The organism is Massilicoli timonensis (assembly GCF_900199515.1).
Lineage (GTDB): Bacteria > Bacillota_I > Bacilli_A > Erysipelotrichales > Erysipelotrichaceae > Massilicoli > Massilicoli timonensis.
Genome location: NZ_LT963432.1, coordinates 85,052 through 97,415, shown reverse-complemented (window position 1 = coordinate 97,415; position 12,364 = coordinate 85,052). Strand labels below are relative to the sequence as shown.

Below are 12,364 nucleotides of genomic sequence, written 5' to 3'. Positions count from 1 at the left end.
AGTGAAGCAGGATGGCAAGAGTAAGTGATTCGTTTTTGAAGCAGTACGCAACTGTGCCTTTTGGGCAATATGGAAAGGTGTGCGTCGTTGTCGTTGATATGATCAACGGTTTTGTGAAAGAAGGGGCGTTGGCAGATCCTGCGATCATGGAAATCATACCGGTAATCGAAACCTTGCTGAAACAGGGAGGCGATTGTGTTTTTGTCGCCGATACGCATGAGCCCAATGCACTGGAATTTCGATCCTATCCGCCACATTGTCTAAAGGGCAGTGAAGAAAGTGAAATCGTTGCTCCATTACAGCCATACGTGAAAACCAAATTAACCAAAAACAGTACGTGCACATTTACTTCGCCAAACTGGCAGGCTTATTATGCGGCACATCAAAATGATTACGATACGTTTGTGATCGTTGGTTGCTGCACCGATATCTGTATCTTGCAGTTTGCTTTGACGCTGCGGGCGTACTTGAATGAAAAACAGATCGACCAGCGTGTCGTGGTGCCGATCTCCATGATCGATACTTATCACATCGATCAGGTGCATGACGCTTATACCTGCAATGCATTTGCGATCGCCAATATGGCGGGCAATGCGGTGGAAGTCGTCAAAGACTTCACTTACTAGGAGGTTTTTATGGATACGTATGATGAAAAATTTGATTTTCGTGATGAACGGAATTTGAGTCTGGTAATGGATTTTTATGAACTTACGATGTCACAGTGTTATTTCAACAGCAAAGAAAAAGATAAGGAAGTCGTCTTTGATCTGTTTTATCGACGTAACCCGGACGGCGGCGGCTATGCGCTTTTTTCCGGTCTGGAACAGGTGATCGGTTATGTGCAGAATCTGCATTTTACAAATGAGGACATCGACTACTTACGCTCCTTGCAGAAATTCAGTGAACCATTTTTAGACTATCTGCGTCATTTTATCTTTACCGGCGAGATCTATGCGGTCCCAGAAGGCACACCGGTTTTTCCATATGAGCCGTTATTGCGGGTGAAGGCAAAGATCATCGAAGCACAGCTGCTGGAAACCGCATTGTTGCTGGCGTTGAATCATCAAACACTGATTGCGACCAAAGCAAGCAGGATCGTACGCAGTGCGAAGGGACGTGCGGTCATGGAGTTTGGGGCAAGACGTGCACATAATTTCGATGCGGCCAACTATGGAGCACGGGCAGCTTATATCGGCGGAGTCGTCGGTACTGCCACTACTTTCTCAGGGGAAAAATTTGGGATCCCGGTATTAGGCACCATGGCGCATTCTTTTATTCAGTCGTATGAAAGCGAGTATGAGGCATTTCGTGCCTATGCTCTGACTTATCCGGACAGCTGTACGGTCTTGCTGGATACCTATGATACATTAAAAAGCGGTCTGCCTAATGCGATCAAGGTTGCTAAAGAAGTGCTGGAGCCGATGGGCAAGCGCATGGCGGGAGTAAGGATCGACAGCGGTGACATCGCTTATCTTTCCAAGAAGATCCGCAAAGAACTCGACCGAGCAGGGATGCAGGACTGTAAGATCGTCGCTTCCAATTCTTTTGATGAATACATCATCAAATCCCTCATCGAGCAAGGGGCGCAGATCGATTCTTTCGGAGTCGGTGAAAACATGATCTGTTCCCGCAGTACGCCGGTATTTGGCGGTGTTTATAAAATGAGTGCGGTAAAAAAAGACGATGTTTGGATCCCGAAGATCAAGATCAGTGAAAATGTGGAGAAAATCACCAACCCCGGCTATAAAAACCTGTATCGCATTTATGATAAGGAAAGCGGAAAGGCGATGGGCGATGTGATGGCATTATATGAAGAAACGCTGGATGAAAAGCAGGATCTTACGATCTATCATCCGATGAACAGTTGGAAAAACAAGACTTTCAAAGGCGGTACTTATCAATTACGTTCGCTTTTACAGCCGATCTTTATTGATGGCAAGCTGGTTTACGATGTGCCAAGCCTAGGAGAGATCCGCGCCTATGCAAAAGAAGAATTGGCGCATCTTTGGGATGAGATCTTTCGCTTTGAATATCCGCAGATCTATTATGTCGATGTAACGGAAAAACTGCTGAATCTGAAATTGAAGATGCTGGGAGATATCCGTCATGAATCTTAGCGAAAAAAGATTAAAGCAGATCAACCTGTTCGTTGCTGTTATTTATGCCTTGACCTTGCTTTATGCGTTTATCATCAATTATGAAAGTGATAAGCAAGCGTTTTATATGGGCTTTGTGTCAATTCTATGTCCTTTGATCGTGCCGCTGCTGTTTCGCTTATTTCATTTTCAGCCGATCTATGAGATTTATATTTTATCGACCTGCTTCTGTTACTTTGCGTCGCTGATCGGCAGTTGCTTAGGCGGTTATTCGCTGTTCTTCTTTGATAAGGTCGTACATTTTTGTTCCGGTTTATTTGCGACATTGGCGGCGATGATCCTCTTTTATCTGATTCGTCAAAGCAATCGCTTAGAGGACCGCAAGTGCTATCGGCTCTTTTTGGTTTTTATCAATGCCTGCAATATGGCTATCGCACTGTTATGGGAATATTATGAATATGCGATGCTGATCTTTTTTGATAATGACTGTATCAATCATTATACACAGGGCGTTCATGATTCGATCACGGATACGATGTCTGCTTTTGTAGGCGGTATTCTAATTACATTATTCGTAATGCGCGCTTATCACAGCAAAAAACAAAATTTTTTTACAAGGATCCCCGAAGTATTTTATGAACGCAATATTCGTAAAACGCAATAACGGACACGACCTCTCTGTATAGCAGAGAGGTTTTTTGCGCATGCAAAGAGAATCATGAGCAAAGAAAAAGCATAGAGAAAGAGATGTAAGTTGAAATAATGATAAATTCACTCTTTATAACAAAACAATGTTATGATAGTATAACGATAAATAAAACAATGTTATGTTATATGACAGATCAGGAGGTGTCTATGTATTCTATTGCTTACAATCTGAAAGCGATCTTTCAGCGTATTCATACATTTGATGCAAAGCTGCTTGTAACCTTATTGTTGGAGGTCGTGCTTTCCGTTCTTTTCCCATTGCTGGTGAATGTGTTTCCTGCATTTCTGCTTTGGTGTGCTGCGCAGTCATCTTATGCGCAGGCTTTCACGATGCTGGGTGTATATGCCTTAGCACTGCTTCTTTGTTCTTATGGCAGTTCTCGCTTGAGCGAATACAATGCGGCACGTTTGATCGGTTTGCGCTTTACCTACAGCTTAGACATGATGGAACAGGTTTTGCACATGGCATACAGCGATCTGGAAAATCCTAAGATTCGTGATGAGCAGGCGCAGGCAGTCATGTATTCTGTGAATGCCAATGAGTATGGATTTGAGGGTATCATTCGGGAAGGAAAAACCGCGCTTTCTTCTCTATGCGGTCTGCTTGCCTATATCCTGATCATTGCCAAGGATGATCTGCTGTTTTCTGTCCTGTTCGCACTTGTTGCGCTTTTGCAGATGTGCATGTATCGGCGTGCCAGAACCTATGAACAAACGCATAAACAGGATTGGATAAAAGAAGCGCGTTTATTCTCGCGTTTACAGTTTTTATTTACGAAACCGGATCCGGCAAAAGACATTCGCCTTTATCAGCTGCAAGATTGGATCATGGGCAAAGTTACCCGTTTATCGGCACATTGTATCAAGTGGAACCAAAAGGTACAGAAACGATACTTTTATGCGCAGATCAAAGAAGCATTTGTTTTGCTGCTGCGTGATGGGATCGCTTATCTTTGGCTGATCGATCAGGCGATGAAAGGTATGGCGATGGATACTTTTGTTTTATATGTTTCCTTGGTTGCTTCTTTGTCTACTTGGACCAAAGCGCTCGTAAAGTCATTGAATCATATGCAGATGGATCATCGCGGGATCAACGATTATCGGCAATTCATGGAAAAGTATCAGCAAAAGGATGCGACATTGTCACTTTCTGATCCGATCGGTAAGATCGAATTTGATCATGTGTCTTTCCGCTATGAGGGCGGTGACTGGATCTTCGAGGATTTTTGCCTGACGATTCATGCCAAAGAAAAGGTGGCGCTGGTAGGAATCAACGGTGCGGGAAAATCAACCTTGATGAAGCTGCTTTGCGGTCTTTATGTGCCCCAGCGGGGAAGGGTCTTGATCGATGGGGTAGAGGTAACCAAGCTCAGTGCCAAACAGCGTTCTGATTTGATTTCGATCGTGTTTCAGGATGCGGCTGTATTTGCTTTGTCGCTTGCACAAAATGTGTCTTGTGATGATGAATATGAGGAAAAGGCGGTATGGGAGGCTTTGAAACAGGCAGGACTGGCAGAGGCGATCCATGCTTTGCCAAATGGGATCCATACGCCTTTAACGAATCTGATCGAAGAAAACGGCGTTCATTTATCGGGTGGGGAAACCCAGAAACTGATGCTTGCCAGAGCGCTTTATCATGATGGCAAGATCTTGATCTTAGATGAGCCAAGCGCAGCGCTGGATGCCCTTGCCGAAGCGGCGCTGTATGAGCAATATGCCGCGATGTGCACAGATAAGACATCGATCTTTATCTCACACCGGCTGGCTTCAACGAAATTTTGTGATGCGATCTTGTATTTGGAAAAAGGAAAAATCATCGAAAGAGGCACACATACGGAACTGTTGGCGCAGCAAGGCCGTTATGCAGAACTGTATGAGGTGCAGGCACAGTATTATCGAAAGGAGCAAACAGTATGAAAAAAAGCAGAGCCTTTATGGAAACTTGTCGGATGATTCACCGTGTTTCGCCTTCCTGTATCCCACTTACCCTGTTAAACGGCATTTTGAACGCAATTGCGCCGTTTGCATCCCTTTTGCTCAGCTCGTTTCTATTAGATGCTTTATTTCTTGAAAAAAATGAACAAAAGGCGCTTGTCTTAGCAGGGAGCCTGCTGCTTCTTTCCTTTATCATGATGGTGCTGCTCGCATATTTAGAAAAGCAGACGACAACCATGAAAACACGCCTGCAATATGAGATCGAAGAAACAATCTTAAAGCATACGCTGGATCTGCGCTATGAGCTGTTGGAGGATCCTGCGACCTTAGATCATTTACAGCAGGCGCGGGAAGGACAAAACGGCAGTGGCGGCATCGAATGGTTTTTACATTATATGCAGGAATTTATCAAGAGCAGCGCTGTGATCATCCAGTCGCTTGTGATCTTGGTAATGATGCTAAAAAAGCAAAGCGTAGTGGGAAACGCACTGATTCAATTTGCCCATTCTGCTTATCTGCCGGTTGTCTTTATCGTACTGTTTGCTGTCGTACTGCTTTGTAATATCGCTTTGATGAAACGAAAAAATGAAGAGCTGACGCATCAGTTTTATGATAATGTGGCGGGTAATCGCCGCTTTGCCTACTATTCCCAGATCTGCAGCAGTGATTATCAAGTGGGAAAGGATATTCGTTTATATCATATGGAAGGCATGCTGAGCCGCCGCATCAGAAAAGAAGCGGATCAGTTAATGAATCTGTTTTATCACTATGCAAAGCGTTTTGGGGTGATCGGCGGTTTGGAACAGCTTGTTGCACAGAGCATGAATCTATTTTTTGCCGGAGTCGTGCTGGTGCGCTTTATGGCAAAGACGATCACTTATGGGGAACTGATGCGTTACAGCGGTGCGATCGTGCAATTATCAAGTGCTTTGCGCACATGGCTTTCCTCGATCATGAGCATGCAGCTGCGTGCCCGCTATTTTCAGGCGTATGCGACCTATCTGCACTTGCCGGCTCAGCAGGCTGGTAAGAAACAGGAATCACTTGTTTTTACATCATTGGAATTAAAAGATGTGAGTTTCTGCTATCCTCATCAGGATCAGCCGGTATTAAAGCATGTTTCGATGCGCATCGAACGCGGGGATCATTTGGCTTTTGTCGGCATGAACGGCGCCGGCAAGACGACTTTGATCAAACTGCTGCTTCGCTTATATGAGCCAAGCAGTGGTGTGATCTTATTAAACGGCAAGCCTTTGCAAAGCTATGATCTAAATGCCTACTGGTCGCTTTTTTCCAGTGTCTTTCAGGATTTTCAGCTGTTTCCCTTCCCGATCAAAGAAAATATTGCCGGGGGGTTGCAGGTAGATGAAGAGAAGGCTTGGGAACAGTTGGAACGTGCGGGGTTAAAAAAACGCATGCGGGAATTAGAAAAAGGTTTGGCGACCTCGCTTAGTAAGGAGGAGTCGGAAGGAGTAGATCTTTCCGGAGGGGAAGAACAGAAATTGGCGATTGCCAGAGCGCTTTATTATGATCGTGATTTCATCGTATTAGATGAGCCGACTGCCGCTTTGGATCCACTTTCGGAATATGAGATCTATCATCGATTGGAAATGCTGGCAAAAGATAAGACGAGCATCATGATCTCGCATCGTATGAGCAGCTGCCGTATGGCAAAACACATCTATGTGTTTGATCAAGGGGAGATCGTAGAAAGCGGCACCCATGCGGAGCTGTTGGAAAAAATGGGGCTTTACCATCGCTTGTGGCATGCGCAGGCGCATTATTATGAAGCATAGAAAAAGAGGCGCTGCTTGCGCCTCTATTTTAGTTCTTCTGCATTCATCTTTTCACGATAATATTGACGGCGTTCCTGCGGGGTCAGTCCTTTTTTGCGCAGGCGGATCGTATCCGGAGTGATTTCCACCAGTTCATCGTCATTGATGAATTCCAACGCTTCTTCCAAGGTCATGATCTTTGGCGGCGTTAAACGCATCGCCTCGTCATTGCCGCTGGAACGGATCGCGGTCAATTTTTTATTTTTGAGCGGATTGACGTCCATATCGACATTGCGGGCGCTCACTCCGATGATCATGCCTTCATATACTTCGGTCTGCGGTGAAATGAACAAGGTACCGCGCTCTTGTAAATTCCATAAGGCATACGTCATGGCAGAGCCGGTATCGGTTGAAATCATAGCGCCGTTGGTGCGCTGCGGGATCTCACCCTTGTATTCCTCATAACCGATCAGGCGGCATACCAGCGTGCCTTCTCCTCTTGTATCATTGATAAATTCGCTGCGATAACCAAGCAGTCCTCTGGTCGGCACATGATAAGTGATCTTGCAATAGCTGCCGTCATCGTCCATATCGACCATGACCCCTTTGCGTAAGTTCAGCTTTGCGATGATCGTGCCGCTGTAGGTGCTCGGCGATAAAGCGATCACTTCTTCTACCGGTTCCACGGTATGTCCCTTTTCATCTTTATGCAGGATGACCTCCGGCTTGGAAACGGCTACCTCATAGCCTTCTCTGCGCATATTTTCCAATAAGATGGAAATGTGCAGCTCGCCGCGTCCGCTTACCTTAAAGCAGTCTGCACTGTCGGTTGCTTCCACTTTTAATCCGACATTGACTTCCAGTTCTTTTTCCAGCCGTTCTTTTAAGTTGCGGGATGTTACATATTTGCCGGACTGGCCCGCAAACGGTGATTTATTGACGATGAAATTCATCGAAAGTGTCGGTTCTTCGATCTTGATCGAAGGCATCGGCAAGATCTGATCCGGCATACAAAGCGTTTCTCCGATCGAAATATCGGCAATGCCGGCAATGACGACGATGTCGCCGCTGTGTGCTTCTTTGACGGCTACCCGCTTTAGTCCCTGATAAACAAAGAGCTGTGAGATCGCTTTATTGCGTACATGCCCTTCATCATCACAGATGGCAACGGACATGCCTTCCTTCAAAATACCGCTGTAAACCCGCCCGATGCCCAGACGGCCGATGAAATTGTCATAGGCAAGCGCGGAGATCTGTACCTGCAGCGCTTCTTCATCTTTATCCGGATAACATGGCGTATGTTTGAGGATCGTCTTAAATAAGGGTTCGATGTTATTGCTTGGCGTATCCAGATCATACTGTACGATGCCTTCTCTGGCGATGCCGTAAAGGATCGGAAAGTCCAGCTGTTCATCGGTTGCGTTTAACTCTAAAAACAGTTCATATACTTCATCGACCACTTCATTTGGCCGGGCATCTTTTTTATCGATCTTATTGATAAGCAAGATTGGCTTTAACCCCAGCTCTAACGCCTTGCTTAATACAAAGCGGGTCTGCGGCATCGGCCCTTCACTGGAATCGACCAATAGGATCACCGTATCTACGGTCTTGATGATACGTTCCACTTCGCTGGAGAAATCCGCATGTCCCGGTGTATCGACGATATTGATCTTCACGCCGTCATGGGTGATCGAGCAGTTTTTTGAGTAGATCGTGATGCCGCGTTCTCGTTCCAGATCATTGCTGTCCATTACGCATTCCACGACTTCCTCACCGGCGCGAAAGACATCGCTTTGCCGTAAGAAAGCGTCTACCAAGGTTGATTTGCCGGCATCGACATGGGCGATCACGGCTAAATTGATCATTTTCTGTTTTTCATTCATATTGATTCCACCTTTATAAAATACCGATACTATGATAAAACAAATGACCGAGAAATACAAATTTTTTTCACTTTGATACATGAAAAGCGCATCTTTGTTCATATGCTTTAGCATAAAGGTGATCAAATGGGGAAAAAAGCGCGGATCTGTCTTTTTTGTATGCTGTTTCTTTGCGGCTGTGTCCGCTATGAAGTGAAGCAGAACAGTGATCCGATCCATGAATACGGCGAGAGTGCGGCGGATATCGGAAAAGGAGAACATTATCATTATTATATCCACAGCATCCACTGTGAGATCGAAGCGATCAATGACAAAAGCGAGCAGCTGGTCAAACAGCTAAAAAAGGACTTTATCAAGGAGGCGAAACAGGCAGAAAATGCGGAGCTGACGATCGACTGGAAATCGTATTTGAAGGAAGAACGCTATATTTCGATTTTATATCAGGTGGAAACGCGCTTTGATGATACAAGCAAAACGACTTATCACGCGATTCATTATGATTTGAAACAAAGTGATTTTTTTGATCTGGAGGATGTATTTGGCGAAAGCGGCTTTGCGAAAATCGCACAGTTAAGCAGAGAACAGCTGCGTAACCGTTATCCGGAGCAAAGCGACAGTCTCGCTTTTTCGATCGGTTCGGAAACACTGCCGCAGAATTTTGCCTGTTTTGTTTTGAAAAAGGATCAGCTGAAGCTGTATTTTGATCAGGATATGCTTTATCCTTTTGCCGTGCAGGTTTGTTTGGGTTATGAGATGATCGATGAAACGATGGAAAAGGAAACGGTGCAGACGATCGTGCCGTATGATGATGTTTTGAATGAGCCGCTGCGCTTGATCGATCCGGATAAACCGATGGTGGCGATCACTTTTGATGATGGACCGCTGCCGCGCTATACCGGTGCGATCCTCGATGTATTGCAAGAGGAACAGGCCTGTGCGACATTCTTTATTCTGGGCAGCCGTGCCAATCTGGCGCCGGAACTGTTGCAGCGTATGATCTTAGAGGGCAGTGAGATCGGCAATCACACGTATTCGCATAAGCAATTAACGACTTTATCGAGAAGTGCGATCGAAGAAGAAATCACCAGATCACAAGCGGCATTGCAGGCGATAACCGGCAAAGCGCCCAAACTGCTTCGACCTCCTTATGGCAGTCATAATGATGTCGTAGATGCCTGTATGAGTGAAAACGATCTGCTTTATGCGGGGTGGAGCGTGGATACACAGGACTGGAAGCTGCGCGATGCACAGCAGATCACTTCCAGAGTGCTGAAGGAGGTAAGAGATGGCGATATTATCCTGATGCACGATATGTATCCCAGCACTGTCGAAGCACTGAAGGCGATCCTTTCCCAGTTAAAAGAGGAAGGCTATCAGTTTGTAACGGTAAGCGAACTGCTGCAGTATCGGGAAGTACCGCTCCCGCATGGTTAAAATAACTGACCGCTATTTTCTTTTACACGCATTCGTTATATACTAAAGGGGATCGGAGGAATTGTTATGACAACATTACTAAATTGTATTGAGCGGATCCCTTCCCTTTTGACGAAGATCGTGGATCAGCGTGCGTCACGTTTTCAAGAGTTAGGAGCGTATGTGCCAAAAGAATGTCGAGATCTGGTGTTTGTGGCAAGCGGCACTTCTTACAACAGTGCTTTTACGGCACGGATCTTTTTAGAAAAGCTGGGCTATCGGGTGCGTTTCTATTATCCAAACGTATTTCTGCATTACAACTATGAGGAATTAAAGAAAGATGCGCTCTATGTCTTTATTTCACAGGGCGGCAGCACGCGGCTTGTATATGAAGGCTTGCGCAAAGTAAAGGATGCGCATTTATTAAACTGTGCGATCTGTGAGGATGTGCAGGCACCGATTGCCGCTTTGGCGGATGTGGCACTGGAAATGGGCAGTGAAAAGGAAGAATTTATTTACCGTACGATCGGTTATGCAGCGACCGTAACAACGCTTTGGTTAATGGGCATCGCGCTTGCTGAGGCAAATGGCACGATCAGCGCAAAGCAGGCAGACGGTTATGAAAAAAAACTGCGCGATACGATCGGCAATCTGGATCAGCGTCGTGAAGAGGCGATGGCGTGGTTTGATGCGCATCAGTTTTCTTTGATGCGAAAAAGCGCGCTGATGTATGGCGGAGCAGGCGATCTGTATCCGGTTTGCATGGAAGCGGATATCAAAGCGATGGAAATGGTGCCGATCGTAACGCGCAGCTATGAGTTAGAGGAGATGATCCATGGACCGCAGAACGCCTTTTCATCGGAAATCGGCTTTTTCCTGTTTGGCAAGAGCGGAGAAGATGAAGAAAAAGTCAAAGCGATCGCCCGTTTTTTGAAAAAAGAAATCGGTTTCTGCGCGGTGATCGGCGATCTGGCAAGTGATTCGCATGATTTATATTTTCAGGCGGCAAACCGCACCTTTGCGCCGATCGAATATATTACGGCTGCACAGGTGATCGCCTATCGGATGGCAGTGTGTCGCGGACGTGATCTTACAAGGGCGGTCAATGGTTCTATGAAGCACTACATCACCAAAACGCTGTAAAAGAAAAAAGGCGTTCTCTTTTGCTCATTTCAATTGATTTCACATTTTCATTTCGATCAAAATGCGCTACAATAGATGCAGGATGAGGAGTGAAATTATGACAACACTGACAATGGAACTGATCGAAGAAGCACAGCGTGTATTGCAGCCGATCATCAGCCGTACGCCGCTGGTGCGGGCGGATAAAATTCAGGAACATTTATGGATCAAGGCGGAAAGCCTGCAATTGACCGGGGCATTTAAGCTAAGGGGCGCCTATTATCGCTTATCGAAGCTAAGCGAGGAGCAGAAAAAACGCGGTGTGATCGCAGCCAGTGCCGGCAATCATGCGCAGGGCGTCGCCTATGCGTGCAAAGAAATGGGCATCAAGGGGACGATCGTCATGCCTAAGACCGCGCCGCTTTCCAAGATCGAAGCGACGCGCAGCTACGGTGTCAAGGTGGAGCTGCAGGGAGATACGTTCAATGACGCTTATGAATATGCGAAAAACTTACAGACCCTGACCGATGCGGTTTTTATCGAACCGTTCAACGATCCCTATATCATGGCAGGACAGGGTACGATCGCTTTGGAGATCTATGAACGCATGCCGGATGTCGATGTCGTGCTGGTGCCGGTGGGCGGAGGCGGCTTGGTTTCCGGTATCGCTTATGCGATGAAGCATATCAAACCGGATTGCAAGGTGTATGGTGTGGAAGCAGGCAGCGCTGCCAGCATGCAGGCATCACTTGCGGCAGGACAGATCGTAAAGCTGGAAAATGCGGCTACGATTGCCGATGGCATTGCGGTGAAGGCGCCGGGCGATCAGACCTTGGCAGTTTGTAAAACCTATTTGGATGGCATCATTACGGTAAGTGAAGATGAGATCGCGGCCGGCATATTGACGCTGTTAGAAAAAATGAAGATGGTGGCAGAAGGAGCCGGTGCGGTTTCAGTTGCGGCAGCGATGTTTGAAAAACTGGATCTGCATGGTAAAAATTGTGTAGCCGTATTGTCCGGCGGCAATATCGACGTGAACTTTTTATCCAAGATCATCGATCTGGGATTGATGAAGACCGGAAGAAAAGTCATCTTAGATGTGCCGTTAGTCGATAAACCGGGCAATTTAAGCAAGCTGCTGCACTTGATCAGCACGTCGGGCGCCAATGTCGTAAGTGTCGATCACAATCGTTATTCTGATGATATGTTAAGCGGCATCTGTACCGTGCGCTGTATGATCGAAACCACCAGTGAAGCACATATCGGCCAGCTGTTAGACACCCTCTTCGCACATGGCTTCCATGCCAAGATACAGGCACGCTGATATAAATAGTAGATATAAGAAAGGACGATGGCTTATAAAAACCATCGCTCTTTTTCGATCTTGACAAGTGCAAATGCTGTTCGCTGAAACAGGGAAGGCACGTTTTTC

General features: G+C 46.1%; 9 protein-coding genes. 8 read left to right on the top strand and 1 reads right to left on the bottom strand.

Annotation, left to right across the window (positions count from 1 at the left end; all coding sequences use genetic code 11):
- The first annotated feature begins 11 nt into the window (after positions 1–11).
- From C1712_RS00475 to C1712_RS00455, 5 genes are all read left to right on the top strand, one after another.
- The gene (locus tag C1712_RS00475; protein ID WP_102265832.1) at positions 12–626 is read left to right on the top strand and encodes a cysteine hydrolase family protein; all 615 of its coding nucleotides are present in this window, start codon (positions 12–14) and stop codon (positions 624–626) included.
- A 9-nt stretch (positions 627–635) separates the two neighbouring features.
- Positions 636–2,117, top strand: a complete 1,482-nt coding sequence (locus C1712_RS00470) for a nicotinate phosphoribosyltransferase (protein ID WP_102265830.1) — start codon at positions 636–638, stop codon at positions 2,115–2,117.
- Positions 2,107–2,760, top strand: a complete 654-nt coding sequence (locus tag C1712_RS00465) for a DUF2238 domain-containing protein (RefSeq protein WP_180963024.1) — start codon at positions 2,107–2,109, stop codon at positions 2,758–2,760. The genes C1712_RS00470 and C1712_RS00465 overlap by 11 nt, the downstream gene beginning before the upstream one ends.
- Before the next feature lie 191 nt (positions 2,761–2,951).
- Entirely contained in the window at positions 2,952–4,721 is a 1,770-nt protein-coding gene (locus C1712_RS00460) for an ABC transporter ATP-binding protein (RefSeq protein WP_178200558.1), read from the top strand.
- Positions 4,718–6,535: an ABC transporter ATP-binding protein gene (locus C1712_RS00455; protein ID WP_102265825.1), complete on the top strand. Its 1,818-nt coding sequence runs from the start codon at positions 4,718–4,720 to the stop codon at positions 6,533–6,535. The genes C1712_RS00460 and C1712_RS00455 overlap by 4 nt, the downstream gene beginning before the upstream one ends.
- 23 nt (positions 6,536–6,558) lie before the next feature.
- Here C1712_RS00455 and typA read toward each other — a convergent pair whose 3' ends face one another.
- Positions 6,559–8,397, bottom strand: coding sequence for a translational GTPase TypA (gene typA / locus C1712_RS00450; RefSeq protein ID WP_102265868.1), 1,839 nt, complete (start codon positions 8,395–8,397; stop codon positions 6,559–6,561).
- Positions 8,398–8,523: 126 nt separating this feature from the next.
- On the opposite strand from typA, the gene C1712_RS00445 reads away from it, so the two are divergent.
- From C1712_RS00445 to ilvA, 3 genes are all read left to right on the top strand, one after another.
- Positions 8,524–9,831 (top strand): polysaccharide deacetylase family protein, encoded by a 1,308-nt coding sequence (locus tag C1712_RS00445; RefSeq protein ID WP_102265823.1) that lies wholly within the window; start codon positions 8,524–8,526, stop codon positions 9,829–9,831.
- Between the two features lie 66 nt (positions 9,832–9,897).
- A complete protein-coding gene (locus C1712_RS00440) occupies positions 9,898–10,953 on the top strand; it encodes an SIS domain-containing protein (protein ID WP_102265821.1) in 1,056 nt (351 codons plus the stop codon).
- Positions 10,954–11,050: 97 nt separating this feature from the next.
- On the top strand, positions 11,051–12,256 hold the full coding sequence (gene ilvA / locus C1712_RS00435) for a threonine ammonia-lyase (RefSeq protein ID WP_245858017.1): 1,206 nt from the start codon (positions 11,051–11,053) through the stop codon (positions 12,254–12,256).
- Positions 12,257–12,364: the final 108 nt, after the last annotated feature.

Excerpts from the sequence above, each read along its gene's own strand:
- ilvA (WP_245858017.1), top strand. The coding sequence starts at position 11,051 with ATGACAACACTGACAATGGAACTGATCGAAGAAGCACAGCGTGTATTG.
- C1712_RS00440 (WP_102265821.1), top strand. The coding sequence starts at position 9,898 with ATGACAACATTACTAAATTGTATTGAGCGGATCCCTTCCCTTTTGACG.
- C1712_RS00455 (WP_102265825.1), top strand. The coding sequence starts at position 4,718 with ATGAAAAAAAGCAGAGCCTTTATGGAAACTTGTCGGATGATTCACCGT.
- C1712_RS00470 (WP_102265830.1), top strand. The coding sequence starts at position 636 with ATGGATACGTATGATGAAAAATTTGATTTTCGTGATGAACGGAATTTG.
- C1712_RS00445 (WP_102265823.1), top strand. The coding sequence starts at position 8,524 with ATGGGGAAAAAAGCGCGGATCTGTCTTTTTTGTATGCTGTTTCTTTGC.
- C1712_RS00465 (WP_180963024.1), top strand. The coding sequence starts at position 2,107 with ATGAATCTTAGCGAAAAAAGATTAAAGCAGATCAACCTGTTCGTTGCT.
- typA (WP_102265868.1), bottom strand. The coding sequence starts at position 8,397 with ATGAATGAAAAACAGAAAATGATCAATTTAGCCGTGATCGCCCATGTC.
- C1712_RS00475 (WP_102265832.1), top strand. The coding sequence starts at position 12 with ATGGCAAGAGTAAGTGATTCGTTTTTGAAGCAGTACGCAACTGTGCCT.
- C1712_RS00460 (WP_178200558.1), top strand. The coding sequence starts at position 2,952 with ATGTATTCTATTGCTTACAATCTGAAAGCGATCTTTCAGCGTATTCAT.